This is a genomic window from Streptomyces sp. MNU76 (assembly GCF_020982545.1).
GTDB lineage: Bacteria > Actinomycetota > Actinomycetes > Streptomycetales > Streptomycetaceae > Streptomyces.
Genome location: NZ_JAJKLK010000019.1, coordinates 263,010 through 283,023, shown reverse-complemented (window position 1 = coordinate 283,023; position 20,014 = coordinate 263,010). Strand labels below are relative to the sequence as shown.

Annotated in this window: 18 protein-coding genes and 1 pseudogene; 5 read left to right on the top strand and 14 right to left on the bottom strand. The window is 70.3% G+C overall.

Annotated features, from left to right (window positions below):
* Positions 1-80 precede the first annotated feature (80 nt).
* Positions 81-278: a DUF1918 domain-containing protein gene (locus E4N62_RS27710; protein WP_230219061.1), complete on the top strand. Its 198-nt coding sequence runs from the start codon at positions 81-83 to the stop codon at positions 276-278.
* A gap of 920 nt (positions 279-1,198) precedes the next feature.
* On the top strand, positions 1,199-2,923 hold the full coding sequence (locus tag E4N62_RS27705) for a BCCT family transporter (protein ID WP_268269891.1): 1,725 nt from the start codon (positions 1,199-1,201) through the stop codon (positions 2,921-2,923).
* Positions 2,924-2,978: 55 nt separating this feature from the next.
* On the opposite strand, the gene E4N62_RS27700 is transcribed toward E4N62_RS27705, so the two are convergent.
* The 3 genes from E4N62_RS27700 to E4N62_RS27695 all read right to left on the bottom strand — a co-directional run bounded on the left by E4N62_RS27700 (position 2,979) and on the right by E4N62_RS27695 (position 4,208).
* Positions 2,979-3,119 carry a hypothetical protein gene (locus tag E4N62_RS27700; protein ID WP_230219057.1) on the bottom strand — a complete coding sequence of 47 codons (141 nt, stop codon included), beginning with the start codon at positions 3,117-3,119 and terminating at the stop codon, positions 2,979-2,981.
* A complete protein-coding gene (locus E4N62_RS49710; RefSeq protein WP_374117076.1) occupies positions 3,068-3,400 on the bottom strand; it encodes a helix-turn-helix domain-containing protein in 333 nt (110 codons plus the stop codon). Before E4N62_RS49710 ends, E4N62_RS27700 begins: the two co-directional genes overlap by 52 nt.
* A 121-nt stretch (positions 3,401-3,521) precedes the next feature.
* On the bottom strand, positions 3,522-4,208 hold the full coding sequence (locus E4N62_RS27695; protein ID WP_230219055.1) for a TetR/AcrR family transcriptional regulator: 687 nt from the start codon (positions 4,206-4,208) through the stop codon (positions 3,522-3,524).
* 100 nt (positions 4,209-4,308) lie between these two features.
* On the opposite strand from E4N62_RS27695, the gene E4N62_RS27690 reads away from it, so the two are divergent.
* Entirely contained in the window at positions 4,309-5,025 is a 717-nt protein-coding gene (locus E4N62_RS27690; RefSeq protein ID WP_230219053.1) for an NAD(P)-dependent oxidoreductase, read from the top strand.
* 911 nt (positions 5,026-5,936) lie between these two features.
* Here the strand turns inward: E4N62_RS27690 and E4N62_RS27685 are convergent.
* Entirely contained in the window at positions 5,937-7,103 is a 1,167-nt protein-coding gene (locus E4N62_RS27685; protein WP_374117108.1) for a glycoside hydrolase family 10 protein, read from the bottom strand.
* 270 nt (positions 7,104-7,373) lie between these two features.
* Here E4N62_RS27685 and E4N62_RS27680 point away from each other — a divergent pair, with 270 nt between their 5' ends.
* The gene (locus E4N62_RS27680; RefSeq protein WP_184896214.1) at positions 7,374-8,249 is read left to right on the top strand and encodes a 3-hydroxybutyryl-CoA dehydrogenase; all 876 of its coding nucleotides are present in this window, start codon (positions 7,374-7,376) and stop codon (positions 8,247-8,249) included.
* Between the two features lie 207 nt (positions 8,250-8,456).
* Positions 8,457-8,714, top strand: a complete 258-nt coding sequence (locus E4N62_RS27675) for a hypothetical protein (RefSeq protein ID WP_184896212.1) — start codon at positions 8,457-8,459, stop codon at positions 8,712-8,714.
* Between the two features lie 30 nt (positions 8,715-8,744).
* Here E4N62_RS27675 and E4N62_RS27670 read toward each other — a convergent pair whose 3' ends face one another.
* The 10 genes and pseudogenes from E4N62_RS27670 to infC all read right to left on the bottom strand — a co-directional run bounded on the left by E4N62_RS27670 (position 8,745) and on the right by infC (position 19,878).
* Positions 8,745-9,290: an NUDIX domain-containing protein gene (locus tag E4N62_RS27670; RefSeq protein WP_230219049.1), complete on the bottom strand. Its 546-nt coding sequence runs from the start codon at positions 9,288-9,290 to the stop codon at positions 8,745-8,747.
* A 96-nt stretch (positions 9,291-9,386) separates the two neighbouring features.
* Positions 9,387-10,727 carry a transcriptional regulator gene (locus E4N62_RS27665; protein ID WP_230219047.1) on the bottom strand — a complete coding sequence of 447 codons (1,341 nt, stop codon included), beginning with the start codon at positions 10,725-10,727 and terminating at the stop codon, positions 9,387-9,389.
* A 222-nt stretch (positions 10,728-10,949) separates the two neighbouring features.
* Positions 10,950-11,948 carry a PP2C family protein-serine/threonine phosphatase gene (locus tag E4N62_RS27660; protein WP_308185713.1) on the bottom strand — a complete coding sequence of 333 codons (999 nt, stop codon included), beginning with the start codon at positions 11,946-11,948 and terminating at the stop codon, positions 10,950-10,952.
* A 246-nt stretch (positions 11,949-12,194) separates the two neighbouring features.
* Positions 12,195-14,708, bottom strand: coding sequence for a phenylalanine--tRNA ligase subunit beta (gene pheT, locus E4N62_RS27655; protein WP_230219045.1), 2,514 nt, complete (start codon positions 14,706-14,708; stop codon positions 12,195-12,197).
* Positions 14,708-15,829, bottom strand: a complete 1,122-nt coding sequence (gene pheS, locus E4N62_RS27650) for a phenylalanine--tRNA ligase subunit alpha (protein ID WP_033531711.1) — start codon at positions 15,827-15,829, stop codon at positions 14,708-14,710. The genes pheT and pheS overlap by 1 nt, the downstream gene beginning before the upstream one ends.
* A gap of 163 nt (positions 15,830-15,992) precedes the next feature.
* A pseudogene (locus E4N62_RS27645) lies at positions 15,993-17,149 on the bottom strand (ATP-binding protein).
* 53 nt (positions 17,150-17,202) lie between these two features.
* The gene (locus tag E4N62_RS27640) at positions 17,203-18,057 is read right to left on the bottom strand and encodes an RNA methyltransferase (protein WP_230219043.1); all 855 of its coding nucleotides are present in this window, start codon (positions 18,055-18,057) and stop codon (positions 17,203-17,205) included.
* A 294-nt stretch (positions 18,058-18,351) separates the two neighbouring features.
* A complete protein-coding gene (gene rplT, locus E4N62_RS27635) occupies positions 18,352-18,735 on the bottom strand; it encodes a 50S ribosomal protein L20 (protein WP_184896197.1) in 384 nt (127 codons plus the stop codon).
* A gap of 100 nt (positions 18,736-18,835) precedes the next feature.
* Positions 18,836-19,030, bottom strand: a complete 195-nt coding sequence (gene rpmI / locus E4N62_RS27630; RefSeq protein ID WP_003977225.1) for a 50S ribosomal protein L35 — start codon at positions 19,028-19,030, stop codon at positions 18,836-18,838.
* Positions 19,031-19,161: 131 nt separating this feature from the next.
* The gene (gene infC, locus E4N62_RS27625; RefSeq protein WP_221522910.1) at positions 19,162-19,878 is read right to left on the bottom strand and encodes a translation initiation factor IF-3; all 717 of its coding nucleotides are present in this window, start codon (positions 19,876-19,878) and stop codon (positions 19,162-19,164) included.
* Positions 19,879-20,014: the final 136 nt, after the last annotated feature.

Genomic DNA, 20,014 nt, shown 5'->3' with positions numbered 1-20,014 from the left:
GCACACAGGTCCATCCGGCGCCGCCCGCAATAGACTGCGGTCACGGACCGCCACTCCCGTGCAGAACGAGGAGGCCCCCGATGCGAGCAGTTGTAGGCGACACCCTGCTGGTGCACGGCAGGACCGTCGGGCACCACGACCGGACCGCGGAGGTCCTGGAGGTGCTCGGTCAGGACGGCAATCCGCCCTACCGGGTCAGGTTCGACGACGACGGGCACGAGGCGCTGATGTCCCCCGGCCCGGACACGGTCGTCCGCCACCCCGAGGACCGCAGGTAACCGTCCTTCCCGGCGCCCCCGGGCCCAGTACCACGAGCCCTCCCCCCGGGCTGCGTCAGCGCGGTGGTTCCGCCGGCCGCTGGTAGTGGTCGGCGGAACCACCCATGCCATCGCGCCGATCTTGTCGAGGCCGACCTCCTTGGCCGAGAAGAGGATGTGTCCACATGCCTCGTGGTCGTGGTCGCGAAGGAGGAGCCGGTTGCGAGACGGGGCGGCGCCGTCGGTCATGCCGTGGCAGGCGAAGTGCGCGACCGTGACGCCGGGGGCCGGGCCGGCCCCCGGCGCCGAGGGCCGGGCCGTCCGCGGGCGGATCGACCGTCACGTCAGGGTACACAGAAGCGTGGTCTCCCTGATGGGGCACCCTCAGCACCGTGGTCCGAGAAGCCCAGAGCCCCTCACCTGGGGCTCGCCCCCTGGTCCCGGATATCCCTCGACGCGATTCAAGGCCATGTCCCCCCGGAAGCGACATATGGGCGAGAAGGGTCGTACTGAGGTGTTCGGCGATGGAGCGGCGCTCTTGCGGCTCTGCAGATAGCGCGGCGAGCAAGCCCGGTTCCACGTGGAGGTAGGACAGTGCCTCCATACCGACCGGCTCTCGCCGCGGCCGGCCAGGACGCGGGAGCGGCCCCCGAGCGCCGCACCGGACTCTCGCCGCCACGGCCCGACCGGTTTCACCGACGCAGGAACGGGGCCGCCGACCAACAGGTCACCACTCGCCTCATGGGTCACAGCTCGATTCCGATGCTGGTCGAGAGCCCAGCGACTGGCCGAAGGAACTTGACGACAAGACGCGAGGCGTGTTCGCTGTTGCGCCAACAGCGAACAATTTCCCATTGTGCAACAGGCTGCCACCCGTGTCCCGCAGTACACAGCAGTCTTGTCGACCGTGCCAGAGCCCGACGACAGAAGGAAACAAGAGCATGGCTGCTCCCCAGGCGACGAAATCGCCAGCCGATTCCTCGGATCAAGAGAAATCGGGGATCCGTTCACCCGCAGCATCGATCGCACCGCGCGTCTTCTGGCCATCCGCGATCATCATCGTGGCCTTCGTGCTCTATACAACAGTATTCCAGGAGTCTGCGCAGGACGTCATCAGCAAGGTACAGACGGAGATCATCAGTGGTGTCGGTTGGTACTACACAGCCCTCGTCTCGCTCTTTGTGATCTTTGCCCTCTGGGTCGGCATCGGCCGCTTCGGAGACATCAGGCTCGGCAAGGACGGCGAACGCCCCGAGTTCAGCATGGCCTCCTGGCTGGCGATGCTGTTCGCCGCTGGTATGGGTATCGGGCTCGTCTTCTGGGGAGTCGCCGAGCCGCTGAACCACTTCGTCTCCCCGAGGCCGGGCGTCGGTGACGCCGTGGCCGAGCGGAGTGAGATGGCCATGGTCCAGACGTTCCTGCACTGGGGAATCCACCCCTGGGCCATCTACGTCGTGGTCGGCCTCGCCGTCGCCTACGCCGTACACCGCAGGGGACGTCCCATCTCGATCCGCTGGACTCTGGAACCGATCTTCGGCGACAAGATCAAGGGCGCCTGGGGCGACGCCATCGACACCATCGCCATCATCGGCACCGTCTTCGGCGTGGCCACCTCGCTCGGCTTCGGCGTCCTGCAGATCTCCGCGGGCCTCGACTTCCAGGGCTGGGTGGACGAGCCCGGCACGCCACTTCGTGTCGTTCTCATCGTCCTCATCACCGCGCTCGCCACCGCCTCCGTGGTCACTGGCGTCGGCAAGGGCATCAAGTGGCTGTCGAACATCAACATGGGCCTGGCCGCCGCGCTGATGGTATTCGTCCTCGTCGCGGGCCCGACGCTGTTCATCCTCAACGGCTTCGTCGAGGACGTCGGCGGGTATCTGCAGAACCTCCTCGCGCTGAGCTTCGACACCGGCGCCTCCCAGGGCGCCGACGGCACCGCATGGGTCAGCGGCTGGACGGTCTTCTACTGGGGCTGGTGGATCTCCTGGGCTCCGTTCGTCGGCATCTTCATCGCCCGTATCTCCCGCGGCCGGACCGTTCGTGAGTTCGTCACGGGCGTGCTGCTGGTACCGACCCTGCTGACCTTCCTCTGGTTCGCGATCCTCGGCGGCTCGGCGCTCCACCGCGAGACGGTCGGCGAGGGCGGACTCGTGGGCAAGGACGGCGCGGTCGGTACGGACAGCGCGCTCTTCCAACTGCTCGACGGCCTGCCGGGCGGCGCCTTCGTCGCCGGCGCGACGATCCTGCTGATCGTGCTGTTCTTCGTCACCTCCTCCGACTCCGGCAGCTACGTGGTCGACGTACTGGCCTCCGGCGGCCACCCCGACCCGCCGACCTGGAGCCGCGTGTTCTGGTGCGCTGCCGAGGGTGCCGTGGCCATCGCGCTGCTGATCGCCAGCGGTACGGGAACCTCGTCGCTGTCCACGCTGCAGACGGTGGCGATCATCACGGCACTGCCCTTCACGTTTGTGATGATCGGGATGTGCCTGGCCACGGCCAAGTCCTTCCGCCGGGAACACCACGCCTATCAGGCCGCCCGGCGAAAGAGGCAGGAGGAACGACTTATCGACCAGGCCGTCACGGCGTTCGAGGAGGGCCTGGAGAACGGGAACGGGGCTTCTCCGAACGTGTCCACGGACAGGACGGTGGACTCGCGCACCACATAGACAGACGTCCGGCCCAGTGAGCCTCCTGGAGCATCGCTCCCGGAGGCTCACTCCTTCAGTGCCCTATGTTCCGAACGAGAGAGGCGCGCACGGCCTGGTTCTCGGTGTCGCGCGGGTACAGGGCGCGGCGCGGGTCGGCGGTCGTCATCCGGCCCCCGCCGACGGGGCGGGTGTTGTCGTCGACGACCGCTCGCACGGTCTGTTCGTCCAGGCCGGCCCTGGGGGTCGGCCGCGCAGGACGTGGGTGAGGTGGCGGCGGGATTCGAACGCGTCAGCGCGATCACGCGGACCGTACCGTGCCGGCACCTGCCCCCGTGCACCACCGGTACGCTCCCCGCCAGCCCCGCCAGGCCCCTGCTCGGCGTTACGGGTCTTCCAGCGGTCCGCGGTGGACAGCGACACCCCGAGCAACTCGGCAACGCCCTTGCGTCGACGCCCCTCACCCGACCACAGCACGATCCTCCCCCGTGGCGACATCCGCAGGCACGTCCCCTGCTGTTCACCAACTCCCGCAACTCGGCGACCTGTTCCACGGAGAGCTCCATACCAAGCGCCCCTTCCGCACAAGATCAAGTAACGCTGAGGGAATCACGAGACGCTAGGCCCTCGGGGCTTCGTCCGGGTGCAGGGCGTCGAGAATGAGGGTAAGGCCGAAGGTGAACTCGTCGGCGTAGTTGTAACCGGGCTTGAGGGCGTGCTCAGTGGCGAGCTCGGTGAGGTGGGGGTAGGCGTCGGCGGGCATATCACGCAGGATGGCACCCGCGACCTCATCCAGCTCCGCCGAGCTGCCGAACGGCAGGCTCAGCTCCTGGATCACGAAGCCGTACAGGTAGCTGTCGATCAGCGAGAAGGCGTGCGCGGCCATCGGGACGGAGAACCCGCCAGCGCGCAACGCGCCGATGACGGCGTCGTGGTGGCCCAGGGTTGCCGGGCCGGGCTGGGGGCGGGAGTCCATCAGGGCGACGGCCCACGGATGGCGCCGGAGCACGGCACGGGCGGAGACCGCGCGGTGGCGCATGGCGCTCTTCCAGTCCGTGTCGCGCGGCGGCAGGTCGATCTCACCGAACACCGCGTCCACCATCCCGTCGAGGATGTCCTCCCTTCCCTTCACATGGTGATAGAGCGACATCGCCTCGACGCCCAGCGGGTCGGCAATGGCCCGCATGGTGAGCGAGGCCACCCCCTTCTCGTCTGCCACCGCCACTGCCGCGCCAATCACGCGCTCGCGACTGAGCGGGGTGCGCGCCGATGCTCCGCGCCGGCCGCCCCTGCCTCCTTCAGGCATCCGGACTTCCCCTCGCATTCAACTCCTCTTGACCGCCTTACGGCATAAGGTTATCGTACCTTACAACATAAGGTACGCATGTCGGCGAAGGGGCTGCACCATGGGCACGAGTCACGTGAAAAAGGTCTGCATCGTCGGAGCTTCAGGAAGGCTCGGGCAGTACATGGTGCGGCACGCGCTGGAGCGCGGCTACGAGGTGGTCGGTGTCTGCCGGGAGCGCAGCGTGCCGAAGCTCGCCGAGTTCGAAGGCCGGATGACCGTGGTCGCCGGGCCCACGAACGACCCGGAAGTGATCCGGCAGGCGGTCGCCGGATGTGACGGCGTACTGACGGTGCTGGTGCCCTGGGGCGTGCAGCAGTACGCGTCGGGCACGGCTCGGGCGGTCCTCGACCACGCACGGCCGGACGCACGTCTGATCTTCTCCTGCGGCTGGCACATCACCCGCGACGGCAAGGACACGTACTCGCGGATGTTCACCCTGGGCGTCCGGATCGCCGCCGTGCTGGGCAAGCTCGTCCGCGCCGTCGAGATCGAGGACCAGGTGGAGGCATGCCGCCGGGTGTTCGCCAGCGACACCCGGTGGACCGTGGTACGCGGCAGCACCCTGGAGGAGGGCGAGAGCCAGGGGCTGCCCGTATGGAGCCGGCACGTGGGGGACCCGGTACTGGCCGGCGACCTGACGCGCCGGGTGGACTTCGCGCTGTTCATGGTGGAGGCGCTGACCGACGACACGCTCGTCCAGGAGGCCCCGGCGATCGTTGGCTGCCGCACCCCCAGCGCCCTCGCCCACACCAGCCGCCTGGACGACCAGGCTTAGGACGTCTTGTCCGCGGCAGGCCGTCGCCCACAGCGTCCTGCGGATGTGGCGGCCGGGCGGGCGGTCCTGTGCGGGCATGCTGCGGCCCGTATGGTCGCCGGCGAGAGGAAACAGCCGGTCATGGCGACATCAGCAGGGGTGGTGGGGCGTGGCTTGGCAGCCGTGTCCGTACTCCCCGGACCGCGGCCATGATCCTTCTGTTCACCGCCGAGTTGGTTCCGCTGACGGCCGACACCGTAGTCGCGCTCCTGTTCAACACGCGGACCGGCCGGACCGAGGACGCGGCACAGCAGTGGCTTGCCGACGTGCCGGACGCGTCCGGCACGAGCGTCGACGCGACTTCCCGAAGGATGTACGTCCACGTCCGCGGCCCCGGAGACCTCCCGCCGGCGGAGCTTGTGCTCGACCGCTCGAGGGCCGGTTCCCGGACGATACCCCCGTCGTGGTGGACACGTCGCGTGGTCGGCGCACCGACGCCGGAGCGGTCGGCGGCCGAGCCCCGCCCCCGGGCCGTCGCACATAGTCTGCCCGGGCACGGCGGTCGCGCCTCGTCCGGCCCTCCGGCTCGCACCGCGGGGCTGCCATCACCGGTCGGCACGCCTGCCGTCAGCTCCCCGGAACGGTGCTCGGGACTTCGCCTGGCCTCGGCCGCGCCGTCCGGAACGTCGCCGGTCACCACCGCCTGTGGCCGCCAGGGCCGTCCGGTTCCGCTTCGGTCGCCTGCGGGGGTGGCGAGGACGCCGCGCGATGGCGGCATGGGTCGTATCCGTGCGATTCACTGAGACCGTGCCCCCTCCAGCCAAGGCGTCGGGACTCTGCCGACGGAACGCTCGGCGGCACCCGGGCCTGCACCAACTCGGGATACCCGCTCAAGATCTCCGCGCAAGCCCTGCAGGGGACCTGCCCCGCAATCAGCGGGGCGTCCGCGTCGACCGCTGATAGTGGTCGACGACCACCCGGGCCATGGCCCCGATCTTGTCCTCCTTGACCTCCTTGGCCGCGAAGAACACATGCCCCCGCACCTCTGGGTGCTGCTTCGCCAGGGTGAGGTGTCGGGACAGCTCGGCCGGGTCCTGCCAGGCGGCGGGCTGTGCCGGGTCGCCCGCCTTGTAGAGGGCCTCCCCGATGTACAGCCGCGTCCCGCTGCCCCGGGCGGTCTCCGCCCACCAGGGCAGCAGCTTGGCGTAGTCGGCGGCGGCGAAGCCGATGTTCCAGTACAGCTGCGGGACGATGTAGTCGATCCAGTTCTCCCGGACCCACTTCCGGGTGTCCGCGTGCAGGTCGTCGTAGGTCTGCACGCCCGCCCGGGTGTCCGAGCCCGACGCGTCGGTCTCGGCGTTGCGCCACACGCCGAACGGGCTGATCCCGAACTGGGTGCCGGGTCGGATCGTCTTGATCTGGGCCGCCGTCTCCCGCACCAGGAGGTCGATGTTGTCGCGCCGCCAGGCCGCCCGGTTGGGGAAGCTCGCGCCGTACCGGTCGTAGGCCTCGTCGTCGTCGAAGACCTGACCGGCCACCGGGTACGGGTAGAAGTAGTCGTCGAAGTGCACGGCGTCGACGGCGTACTTGCGGACGGCGTCGAGCATGGCCTTCTCCACGAAGGCGCGGACGGCGGGGATGCCGGGGTTGTAGTAGAGCTTGCCGCCGTAGGGGACGACCCAGTCGGGGTGCTGCCGGGCCGGGTGCGAGGCGACCAGCCGGCTCGGGTCGGTGTGGACCGCGACCCGGTACGGGTTGAACCAGGCGTGCAGTTCGAGCCCCCGGGCGTGCGCCTCCTCGACGGCCGTGCCCAGCGGGTCCCACCCGGGGTCCTTGCCCTGGGTTCCGGTGAGGTACTGCGACCAGGGCTCGTGCGGTGAGGGCCAGAGGGCGTCGGCGCTGGGGCGGACCTGGAAGATCACCGCGTTGAGGCGGCGGTCCACGGCCATGTCGAGGTGCGCGAGGAGTTCGGCGCGCTGTTCGGCGGCGGTCAGACCGGCCTTCGAGGGCCAGTCCCGGTTGAGGACCGAGGCCAGCCACATACCGCGCAGCTCGCCCTCGCCCGCCCTGCGGCGCGGGCTCGGTTCTCCGCCGGCGATGGCGGTGCCCGCCGCCACCCCGCCGCCGCCACGAGGGTCGCCGCCGCGGTCGCCCAGAAGGCCCGCCGTGACATCCGTGGCTTGCGATGCATCCTCGTACCTCCGCGTACCGCGTCCCGCGTGTCCGCCCCGTCGCGGACCGTTCTCGGACCAAGCCTTCCATGTGACACCCGGAATACTGATCAGTAGGCGTCGCGGGTAACGTGCAGGTTTGGCGCAGGCCCCCACCACGGGTATCTGCCAGGCACGAAATACAGTGAAAGGGACGATGTGACGGACATCCCGGCGGGAGACATTGCACGCGTCGGAGTCGTGGGCTGCGGCCAGATGGGAGCGGGCATCGCCGAGGTGTGCGCCCGCGCCGGACTGGACGTCAAGGTCGCCGAGACCACCGGCGAAGCCCTGGAGATCGGCCGTACCCGGCTGTTCAACTCCCTGTCCAAGGCCGCCGAGCGCGGCAAGATCACCGAGGCGGAGCGGGACGGGACCCAGGCACGCCTGAGCTTCACCACCGATCTCGGCGAGTTCGCCGACCGTGACCTCGTCATCGAGGCGGTCGTGGAGAACGAGCAGGTGAAGACGGAGATCTTCCAGGTGCTCGACCAGGTGGTGACCCGCCCGGACGCGATCCTCGCCTCCAACACCTCCTCCATCCCGCTGGTGAAGCTCGCGGTCGCCACCTCGCGGCCCGACCACGTCATCGGCATCCACTTCTTCAACCCGGCCCCGGTGCAGAAGCTCGTCGAGCTGATCCCGGCGCTGACCACCTCCGAGGGCACGCTCAGCCGGGCGCAGCTGTTCGCCGAGAAGGTGCTCGGCAAGCACGCCGTGCGGGCCCAGGACCGCTCGGGCTTCGTCGTCAACGCGCTGCTGGTGCCGTATCTGCTCTCCGCGATCCGGATGTTCGAGTCGGGCATCGCGGGCCGCGAGGACATCGACAACGGCATGGAGCTGGGCTGCGCCCACCCGATGGGGCCGCTGAAGCTCTCCGACCTGATCGGCCTGGACACCATCGTCTCCATCGCCAATTCCATGTACGAGGAGTACAAGGAGCCGCTGTACGCCGCTCCCCCGCTGCTCCAGCGCATGGTGGACGCGGGCCGGCTGGGCCGGAAGTCGGGGTCGGGCTTCTACGCCTACGCCTGATCCCCCGACCGTCCGACTACGCTCGGTCAGTTCCCTTTCGCGCACGGGCCCGGCACCGGAGAAGGTGCCGGGCCCGTCGTATTCACACACCGTGTGCGCGGCGGACACGCATATGCCGCTCGCACACTCTCCCCACTCGCCCACCAGGCGAGTTGACTTCACGTGCGCATGCAAGGGATGACGACGACTACAGAAAGGAGCGGACTCGTGGCCATCGACCCCGAGCATCCCGTGCTCCATGGCGAACTCGCAGAGTTACGCCGCCGTCTGGACGTGGCGCACGCGCGCGTCGAAGGCGGGCACACCCTGCTGAGCCACCGCGCCGAGCAGACCGCCAAGGAACTGGACGATCTGAGCGCGCGGGTCGTCAGCCTGGAGCACGCCCGCTGGCCGCTGCCCGCGGTGGCGGCCCTCACGGCCCTGGGCGCCCTGGTGGTGTCCATCTGGCAGGCGCTGGGCCGTTGAGGACCCCTCGGGCGGGACGCGACGGGGGATTCAGGACTGGGCGTCCTGCCCGAGCCGTAGGTGGTGCAGCAGGAGCAGAGCGGCCGCCATGTTGGCGGCCGGGACCTCGCCGCGGGCGACCATGTCGGGGACGAGCTTGAGGGGGACCCATTCCCGGCGGTCCGACTCGAAGTCGTCCACGGGGTGACCGACGTACGCGCCCTCGTCGGCCCAGTAGATGTGGTGCCGGGCGTCGGCGAGCCCGTTGGAGGGCTCGACGCTCATCAGGTGGTGCAGGGGTCCCGGCCGCCATCCGGTCTCCTCCTCCAGTTCACGGGCCGCCGCCTCGGCGATGGCTTCGCCGTCCTCGACGACGCCCGCCGCGAGCTCCCAGCCCCAGCTGTCGGTGATGAAGCGGTGCCGCCACAGGAGCAGCACCTCGTTCGACTCGTTGACCACGGTGGCCACGGCGACGGGCCGCAGCCGTATCAGGAAGTGATCGAGGTGCCGCCCGTCGGGCAACGCCACATCCGCGAGATTGACGCTGAACCAGCGATTCGAGTACACAGTTTGTTCGCTCTGTTTCGTCCACTGCACGGTTCTGCCACCTTCCGCCGAGTAAGTGGCAATATCGCAGCAGGAGCTTGGTGACAGCAGGCGCACAACCGGTGCACGCCGCGCCCCGGGACGGCGTCAGAGCGGTACGCGCAGTGCCCCGTCGATGAGTTCGGCGGCCTCGGAGGTTCCCGCGCAGCCGCTGCGCACGAGGTGCTCGCGGACCGCCCGCAGTCTGTCACGCAGGCGCATGGACTCCATTCCGCGTGCCCGCTCGGCCATTTCGACGGCCGTGGCCACCGCCTTGTCCGCGTTGCCCTGCCGCAGTTCGATCTGGCTGAACATCGCGAGCCGGTGCACCCGCCCCCGGTCGTGCGCCGGGGAGTCGACGGCCGCCGCGGCGTGCTCCGCCGCGGCCGTCAGGTCACCGAGGCTGAGCAGTGCCTCCGCCACCTGTACGTTCACCAGGCCGGGTTGGACATAGCCGGTCTCATCGGGTTCGCACCCGCGCCGGATGCGCTCGGCGGCCTGCTCCGCCCGCCGGATGCAGGACAGCGCGCTCGTGCCGTCGCCGAGGTGCGCGTACGCCTTCGCCTGCATCGCGTACAGATCGGAGGCGAGCGCCGGGGTGATGTCCGTGCCGGCCGTGCGCAGCGCCGCCTCGGCGAAGGCGACGGCCTGCCGGTACTCCCGCATGAACAGCGACTGGTTGACCAGGAGCGCGATCACGTACGCCCCCAGCCCCCGGTCCCCGCTGGCCTTGGCCAGCCGCAGCGCCTGGTGGAAGTAGCGCTGGGCCAGACCGTGGGCGTCGGAGTCGTACGCGCAGATCCCGGCGATCGCGACCAACCCCCCGGTGGCCCGGTGCAGTTGGCGGCCGGTGGCGTCGGTGTAGCTGCCCCGCAGCAGCGGCGCGGCCTCGGCGTTGAGGAACCCGACGATCCGGGTGCGGGTGGCGACACCCCCGGCCTTGCGGTACAGCTGCTCGTAGTGCGTCCGGGCGGCGCGCAGCATCTCGATGTCGGCCACGCTGACGTGATGCCGTCCCCCACGGGAGACGTCGACGTCCTCCGGCGGGTTCTCCCACTCCCAGACGGGCATCACGGCGGGGGTCCCGGTGACGGCGGGGGCGCCCAGGACATGGGGCCGCTGCTGTTCGTCGGAGCGCCACAGGGCGGTGGCGCGCTCCACGAAACCGGAGAGCCCGGCGCCGTGCGGGGCGGCGGCCTCGCCCGGCACGCCGAGCCCGATGTCGTCGAGGGTGACGGTCCTGCGCAGCCGCCCGGCGAGCACCTCACAGATCAGGTCGGGCACCTGCCCTCGCGGCCGCTGCCCCTTCAACCACCGTGCCACGGCGGTGTGTTCGTATCTCAGCGCCAGCCCCCGGGCCCGCCCCGCCTGATTGACGTGGGCGGCGAGACCGGCGTGGGAGATACCGGCCTCGTCGAGGATCGCGTCGAGCAGGGTGTTGGGCTGCATGGAGGCCCTCCGGTGGCTCGGTGCCGGCGAATCGCAGCGTAGCGCCTCCCTCTTCACACGGGGTGTGAAGGGAACGCCCGAATCCGCACTGTGTGCGCGCTGTCGCAGAGAGTTTCGGACAGGTTGACTGGGATCCCTCGCCAAGAGGCCGGCCGGGCCGCCGGCTCCCCCTCGTACAGTGCGGTGGCCCTGCCGGGGCGCTGCGCTGGCAACACCGGGCGACTACGGGGTGGGGGCGACCGGTGGGTTGTCGGGTGCGGGTGCGTCGTGGCTGATCGCGCAGTTCCTCGCGCCCCTGAAAACCGCCGTGCGTACGCGTTCGTTGCGAAGTACCAGTATCGCGATGTCGTCCTTGGGCCTTCCCGCTGTGTGGCGGAGTAGTGAGGTGAAGGTCGCTCGGAGCACCGACTGAGGCGAGATGGGGCGGTCCCGTACGGCTTCCCTCAGCGTGGCCGTCAAGGGAAAGAAATGGCCCTGGCCGTCCCTCGCGTCCTCCACTCCGTCCGTGTGCAGGAACAGGGCCTCGCCCGGGAGGAGTTGGCCGCAGGGCGTGACCGGGAGCTCGGCGGGCAGCGGGAAGAGGCCGAGCGGGGGCAGGGGGTCGGCCCGGGTGACGGGCGACGCGCGGCCGACGCTGAGCAGGTAGGGCCAGGGATGGCCGCAGTTGAGGGCGTGGAGATCGCCGTCGGGGGTGATCTCCAGCAGGAGGACGGTGACGAATTCCTCCATGGCCTCGGTGCGGGCGCCGTCCCGGAGATGGCGGGCGAGGGCACGGTCGAGGCGGGCGAGGACGCCGGCGAGTTCGGCCTCGTCGTGGACGGCCTCGCGGAAGCAGCCGAGGACGGCGGCGACGGTCCCGACGGCGGCGAGGCCGTGGCCGCGTACGTCGCCCATCACGACCCGTACCCCGTGCTCGGTGGCGATCACCTCGTACAGATCGCCGCCGACGGTCGCGCCCCGGTCGGCGGAGAGCTGGGCGGCGGCGGTGGCGAGCCCGTCGATCCGCGCGGGCAGCGGCCGGAGCAGCACGCTCCGGACGACGCCCGCGACCGCGCGCGCCTGCCGCACTTCCCGCAGCAACTTCCGCCTGACGTGCAGCATCATCCCGGTGCCGGCCGCGAGGACCACGGCACCACCGACGATCCCGGCCCCGAGCCGACTGGACAGGCGGCGCCCCCGGGACCACGCCCGACGAGGAACCCCAGCCCTGTTGCGAATCATGCCGTTGGCCCCCCATCAGGCCCGGACAGCGTGTACGGCCCAGAGAGGCCGGTCCGATTCTGTCGACCACATGCCCTGTTCGGGTAGATCACCCGAGATTGTCACCCGAATGAGTGAGGTGACCGCTAGGGGGTCTGATGGGGGTGCGGGGGCTCGCGCCCCCATCAGGGGCGCGGGGAACTGCGCGACGAGCCACGAACGACCCGCAGCCGCCGTACCACCGCAGTCCCCCACCCCTCAGGCACCTCAGCTACGCAGCACGGCCCCCGTACGCTCGCCCGCGAGGGCGACCGCCGCGTCCCGGGCCGCCGACGCCTCGTCCACGGTCAGCGTGCGATCCGCGGCCCGGAAGCGCATCGCGTACGCCAGCGACTTCCGCCCGTCACCCAGCTGCTCGGCGTTCTCGTACACGTCGAACAGCCGGATGCCCTCCAGGAGTTCACCCGCGCCCTCACGCAGCGCGGCCTCCACGTCGGCGTGCGGTACGAACGCGTCGACGACGAGCGCGACGTCCTGCGTGGCGACCGGGAACGTGGAGATGCTCGGCGCCTGCGGGGTGCTGTCCCCCACCTGCTCCAGGGCGTCCAGGTCGATCTCCATCGCGGCGGTCCGGGCCGGCAGCCCGAGGGCCTTCAGGACGCGCGGGTGCAGCTCACCGGCGTGGCCGACGACCCGCTCGGTGCCGTCGGCGACGACCACGAACTCGGCGCAGCGGCCGGGGTGCCAGGGACCGTACTGGCCCTTGCGGACGACCAGTTCGGCACCGGCCTCGCGGGCGACCGCGCGGCCCGCCTCGACGGTGTCGGCCCAGTCGGCCGGACGGCCCTTGCCCCACCAGCCGGCCTGCTCACGGGCCCCGGCGACGACGACGGCGACGTGGCGCGGCTGCTCGGGCAGCGCGGCGTTCAGCGTCGCGATCTCCTCGTCGGTGGGCCGGCGGTCGACCGGCAGCGCGACGGCGACCCGCTGCTCCTCGCGGGGGAGGAAGACCAGGCCGGTCTCGAACAGGGCGAGGTCGTGCGTGCCCCGGCCGTCGTTGCGCCGCAGCGCGCCCAGCAGACCCGGCAGCAGCGAGGTGCGCAGCGCGGGCTCCTCGTCGCTCAGCGGGTTGGTGAGCCTGACGACGCGGCGGGCCGGGTCGTCCGCCTCCAGACCGAGCTGGTCGAAGACCTGCTCGCCGATGAAGGGGTAGTTCGGCGCCTCGACGTATCCGGCACCGGCCAGCGCCCGCCCGACCCGGCGGTGCAGTCGCTGCCGCTGGGTGAGACCGCGCCCCGCGGGGGGCTTGGGCAGCGTGGAGGGCAGGTTCTCGTAGCCCTCCAGCCGGATGACCTCTTCGGCGAGGTCGTTCGGGTCGGTGAGGTCGGGCCGCCACGACGGCACGGTGACGATCAGCTCGTCCTGGCCGTAGACGTCACAGCCGACCTCCTGGAGGCGGCGTACGACGGTCTCGCGGCCGTACTCCACGCCCGCGACCCGGTCCGGGTGGTCCGCCGGGATCGTGATCGTGCGGGGCGCGGACGGGGCGATCACCTCGGTGACGCCCGCGTCGGCGGTGCCGCCCGCGAGGAGCACGAGCAGGTCGATGGTGCGCTGGGCGGCGGCGGCCGCGGCCAGCGGGTCGACACCGCGCTCGAAGCGGCGGGACGCCTCCGACGACAGCTTGTGCCGGCGGGCCGTGCGCGCGATGGCGACCTGGTCGAAGTGGGCGGCCTCGATGACGACGTCGACGGAGGCGTTCTCCACATCGTCGTGATCGGCGATCTCGGTGTCGGCGCCGCCCATGACCCCGGCGAGGCCGATGGGGCCGCGCTCGTCGGTGATCACCAGGTCCTCGGCGTGCAGGGTGCGGGTGGTGCCGTCGAGGGTGACGATCTTCTCGCCCTCCTCGGCCCGGCGGACGCCGATGGTGCCCTGGACGAGAGCCCGGTCGTAGGCGTGCAGCGGCTGGCCCAGCTCCATCATCACGTAGTTGGTGATGTCGACGGCGAGGGAGATCGGGCGCATGCCGACCTTCTGCAGCCGGCGTTTGAGCCAGATCGGGGAGCGCGCCTCCGGGTCGAGCCCGGTGACGGTGCGGGCGGTGAAGCGGTCGCAGCCGAGCGGGTCGGAGACCTGGACGGGGTGCCCGAACGCGTTCGGCCCGGGGACGTCGAGGAGGGCCGGGTCGCGCAGCGGCAGACCGTAGGCGATGGCGGTCTCGCGGGCGACGCCGCGGATCGACAGGCAGTAGCCGCGGTCGGGCGTGACGGCAATGTCGAGGACCTCGTCGACCAGCTCCAGGAGCTCGATCGCGTCCTTGCCGACCTCGGTCTCCGGCGGCAGCACGATGATGCCCTTGGTGCCGTCGTCGCCCATGCCGAGCTCGTCGCTGGAGCAGATCATGCCGTGGGAGTTGCGGCCGTAGGTCTTGCGGGCGGAGATGGCGAAGCCGCCGGGCAGTTCGGCGCCCGGGAGGACCACGACGACCTTGTCGCCGACGGCGAAGTTACGGGCGCCGCAGACGATCTCCTGGGGCTCGCCGGTGCCGTTGGCGGTGCCGACGTCGACGGTGCAGAAGCGGATGGGCTTCTTGAACTCCGTCAGCTCCTCGATGGTCAGCACCTGACCGACGACGAGGGGGCCCTTGAGGCCGTCGCCGAGCTGCACGACGGTCTCCACCTCCAGGCCGGCCGAGATGAGCTTGGCCTGGACGTCACGACCGGTCTCGGTGGCCGGCAGGTCGACGTACTCCCGCAGCCAGGAAAGCGGGACCCGCATCAGATCTCCATCCCGAACGGCCGGGTGAACCGGACGTCACCCTCGACCATGTCTCGCATGTCTTCGACGTTGTGGCGGAACATCAGCATCCGCTCGATGCCGAACCCGAAGGCGAATCCGCTGTACTTCTCGGGGTCGACGCCGCAGGCGGTGAGGACCCGGGGGTTGACCATGCCGCAGCCGCCCAGCTCGATCCAGCCCTCGCTGGAGCAGGTGCGGCAGGGGCGGTCGGGGTTGCCGACGGAGGTGCCCTTGCAGACGTAGCAGAGCATGTCCATCTCGGCGGACGGCTCGGTGAACGGGAAGAAGTTCGGCCTGAGCCGGGTCTTCATGCCCTCGCCGAACAGCGACTGGACCATGTGGTCGAGGGTGCCCTTGAGGTCGGCCATGGTCAGGCCCTCGTCGACGGCGAGCAGCTCGACCTGGTGGAAGACCGGGGTGTGCGTGGCGTCCAGCTCGTCGGTGCGGTACACGCGGCCGGGACAGATCACGTACACCGGCAGCTCACGGTCGAGCAGGGAGCGGATCTGCACGGGCGAGGTGTGGGTGCGCAGCACGACACCGGACTCGGTACCGCCCTCGGGGCCCTGTACGAAGAAGGTGTCCGCCTCGCCCCGGGCCGGGTGGTCCGGGCCGATGTTGAGCGCGTCGAAGTTGAACCACTCGGCCTCGACCTGCGGGCCCTCGGCGACCTCGTAGCCCATGGCCACGAAGATGTCCTCGATGCGCTCCGACAGCGTGGTGAGCGGGTGGCGGGCGCCGGCGGGGACGCGGTCGTACGGCAGCGTGACGTCCACTGCCTCCTCGACCAGCACCCGGGCGTCACGCTCGGCCTCCAGCTCGCTCTGGCGGGCGGCGAGGCCCTTGTTCACCGCGCCCCGCGCCTGGCCGACGAGCTTGCCCGCGGCGGCCTTGGCCTGGGGGGGCAGCGCGCCGATCTCGCGGTTGGCGAGGGCCAGCGGGGAGGTGCCCCCGGTGTGGGCGACCTTGGCCTCCTGGAGCGCGTCGAGGGAGTCCGCGGCGGCGAAGGCGGCGAGCGCCTCGTCCCGCATGCGCTCGATCTCTTCCGGTTTCAAGGCCTCGACCTCTACAGGGTCGTACGACTTATTCGGTGCCGACATCTCTTCCCGTGCTTCCGATTGGCTGGCGGATGGTCCCCGTACCGACTCGTGGACAGATCGTCACGGTTTTTGGGACACAAAGGTGCCAAAGGCCGAGTCTAACGGGGTGGCGGTGTACGAACGCGCCCGTGGTGCTCAGTCCCTCCCGTCGCCCGCCACCACCCTATTTGGCGCTGCGCGGCAGATCGAACTCAAAGGCCGGCGCCGCCACGGGCAACGTAAATCGGAACTCGGCGCCGCCACCGGGCGCGCGTCCGACGGTGATGGTGCCGCCGTGGGCTTCGACGATGCCCTTGACGATGTACAGCCCGAGACCGGTGCCCCCGCGCTTGCTGCCCCGCCAGAAGCGGGTGAAGACGCGGTTCATGGACTCCTCCGGAATGCCACTGCCCTCGTCGCTCACCGTGACCGACGTGGCGGTGTCCTCGCCCTCCCGGGGGGACGCCGTGGCCGTGACGTCAATCGTGACGGTTCCCTCGCCGTGCCGCACCGCATTTTCCAGCAGGTTGCTCAGCACCTGGTCGATCTTGTCCGGGTCGGCCCAGAGATCAGGCAGCGGCTGCTCGATCCGCAGCAGGAACCGGTCGGCGGGCTGTCCGGCGGCGACATAGGCCTGGATGTGCCGTCCGACGGCCGCGCCCATGTCGACGGGCTGCCGTCGCACCTCGAGCCGACCCGAGTCGATGCGCGAGATGTCGAGCAGCTCGGCGATGAGCCGGGTGACCCGGTTGGCGTCGGCGTCGACGGTCTCCAGCATCAGCTTCTTCTGATCGTCCGTGAACCGCTCCCACTTGGCGAGCAGCGTCGCGGTGAACCCCTTGACCGAGGTCAGGGGTGAGCGCAGTTCGTGGGCCACGGTGGCGATGAGTTCGGCGTGGCTGCGTTCGGTGCGGCGCCGGGCCTCGGTGTCGCGCAGCGAGACGACGACCCGGCGGACCGGGCCGGTGGGTTCGCCGCGGATGTAGCGGGCCGATACGAGGATCTCGCGCGCCCCGGGCAGCAGCAGGTTCCGCTCGGGCTGTCCGACGCGGATGGCGAGGCCCCCGTACGGGTCGGTCAGCTGCCACCAGCGGCGGCCTTCGAGGTCTTCTAAGGGGAGGGCCCAATCGAGGGGCGGCCGAGGGCCTCGGCGGCGGGGGTGGCGGTGATCCGGACGGCTGCGGCGTTGAAGCAGATCACGCGGCCGTTCTCGTCGGCCACGACCAGTCCGTCGGGGAGGTCGTCGGGGTCGATGCCCAGTTCGGCGAGATCGCCCTGCCGGGCCCCGGATGTGGCGCGCACGTCCCGTGCCACCGGTGTGCCGCTGGTGCCGACCCTCATCCCCGTACCCCACCTCTCGCGTTGTGCAGTGGGCCCCCGAGCCCGTCACCCTACTAGCTGGGCGTGACGGTGCGGCACCCTCCGAAGGCGCGCTGTGCACGGGCGGACGCGTAGAGACATACGGCGGCGGCGGTCGCCAGGTTCAGGCTTTCCGCCTTTCCGTGGATCGGTACCCGGACGACGGCGTCGGCCAGCGCCCGGGTCTCCTCGGGCAGCCCCCAGGCCTCGTTGCCGAACACCCAGGCCGTGGGCCCGCCCATCGTGCCCTTGTCGAGTTCGTCGTCGAGGTCGTCCTGTCCCGCGCCGTCGGCGGCGAGGACGCGTACGCCGATGGCCTTGAGCCCCGCGACGGCCTCGTCCACGGGTACACCGACGGCGACCGGCAGATGGAACAGCGACCCGACGGAGGCACGCACGGCCTTGGGGTTGTAGAGGTCCACGGAGGCGTCGGTGAGCACGACGGCCTCGGCTCCGGCGGCGTCGGCGCACCGCAGCACGGTGCCGGCGTTGCCGGGGTCGCGGACGTGGGCGAGCACGGCGACGAGCTTGGGGCGGCTGTCGAGGATCTCCGCGAAGGGGGTGTCGAGGAACCGGCAGATCCCGACGAGGCCCTGCGGGGTGACGGTCGTGGAGATGTCGGCGATGACGGTCTCGTCGGCGAGGTGGACGCGGGCGCCGGCGGTGCGGGCGTCGCCGACGATGTCGGCGTACCGCTCCGCGGCGTCGACCGTGACGAAGAGCTCGACCAGGGTGGGTGTGCCGTTCGGCCGGTGCCCGGCGGCCTCGCGCACGGCCTGCGGTCCCTCGGCGAGGAAGAGGCGGTCCTTCCCCCGGAAGTTCCGCTTCCCGAGCCGCCGGGCCGCGGAGACGCGGGCGGAGCGGGGGGAGATCAACTCAGGGGTGGGCATGGGTCACCTTTTGGATCGAGGGGTGTGGGGAGGGCGCCTGAGAGCTCGGGGGTGCGGGTGCGTCGGCGGGTACGGGTGGTCCGTGGTTGCTCGCGCACTTCCCCGCACCCCTGAAAAAGCAGGGGCTGCGCCCCGTGCTTTTCGGCCCGAAAGGGCCGGAGGCCCTCAAGGGGCGCGGGGAACTGCGCGAGAAGCCCCACTCACCCGCACCCGACGACGCACCAAAGAACCCGGGCCCACAGGCAGCTTGCACCTGCGGGCCCGGGTCACACGCGGCTCAGAGCCAGCGCAGCGTCACGCTGCCTTGGGCGCGTTGACGTCGGCCGGCAGCGCCTTCTGCGCGACCTCGACCAGCGCGGCGAACGCGGTGGCGTCGTTGACGGCCAACTCCGCGAGGATCTTGCGGTCGACCTCGATGTTCGCGGCCTTCAGACCCTGGATGAGGCGGTTGTACGTCATGCCGTTCTGGCGGGCCGCAGCGTTGATGCGCTGGATCCACAGCTGACGGAAGTCGCCCTTGCGCTTCTTGCGGTCGTTGTAGTTGTAGACCAGCGAGTGGGTGACCTGCTCCTTGGCCTTGCGGTACAGGCGCGAACGCTGACCGCGGTAGCCGGAGGCCTGCTCGAGGATCGCCCGGCGCTTCTTGTGGGCGTTGACTGCCCGCTTGACGCGTGCCACTTTTAACTCCTTGTAGCGGGGCCGTGGTTGTCGTCACACGACCCGAAATCGATGGGGTCCCGGTCCTGACGTACGGCGCTCACAGGGGGCGCCGCGGACGTCACTTGCCGAGAAGCTTCTTGATCTTCGCGGCGTCGCCCGGGGCCATCTCGGCGTTGCCGGTGAGGCGACGCGTCACGCGGGACGACTTGTGCTCGAGCAGGTGGCGCTTGCCGGCGCGCTCACGGAGCACCTTGCCGGAGCCGGTGATCTTGAAGCGCTTGCTGGCACCGCTGTGCGACTTGTTCTTCGGCATAGCGCCGTTCTCTCCTCGTCAGTGGCGCTCCGGTGCCCGGTCGCTAAACCGGGCACGACGGAACGTCATTTCTTTCGGTTGGCACCCTGGACCGGTGTCCAGGGCTTCCCCCGGACTCGCGTCCCGGGGACTTACGCCTCGGCAGGCTCCTCGGCCGGCGCCTCGACCTCGACGTGCTCGGCGTCGGCGGCGTTCTGCGACTTGCCGGGGTTGGCCTTCGCTTCCGCCTTCCGGGCTTCCTGAGCCTGACGGGCCTCGGCCATCGCCTCGGTCTTCTTCTTGTGCGGACCGAGGACCATGATCATGTTTCGGCCGTCCTGCTTCGGGTTCGACTCGACGAACCCGAGCTCCTGGACGTCCTCCGCGAGACGCTGCAGCAGTCGGTAGCCCAGCTCGGGCCGGGACTGCTCGCGACCACGGAACATGATCGTGATCTTGACCTTGTCGCCCTGCTTGAGGAACCGGACGACGTGACCCTTCTTGGTGTCATAGTCGTGCGGGTCGATCTTCGGCCGGAGCTTCATCTCCTTGATGACCGTGTGCGCCTGGTTCTTGCGCGCCTCACGGGCCTTCATGGCCGACTCGTACTTGAACTTCCCGTAGTCCATGAGCTTGCAGACCGGCGGACGGGCGTTCGCGGCCACCTCGACGAGGTCGAGGTCGTACTCCTGCGCAAGCTCCAGGGCCTTGGCAAGCGGAACAATCCCGACCTGCTCGCCGCTGGGACCGACAAGTCGCACCTCGGGAACGCGAATCCGGTCGTTGATGCGGGGCTCGGCGCTGATGGATCCTCCTCGGTAGCACCACACGACGGTCTGGCGGACCGCCGCGTCATGTCTGGTTGACATCAGGACCAACCACCGGGAGCCATGAAAAATGCCCCTGACGGAACACAGGCGGGGCTCCATGAACTGCCGGAGCACCGCCGCGGGTGTGCCGCGGGGCGCAATATCGGACGACTCCACCGTCCGTACGGAACGGTGG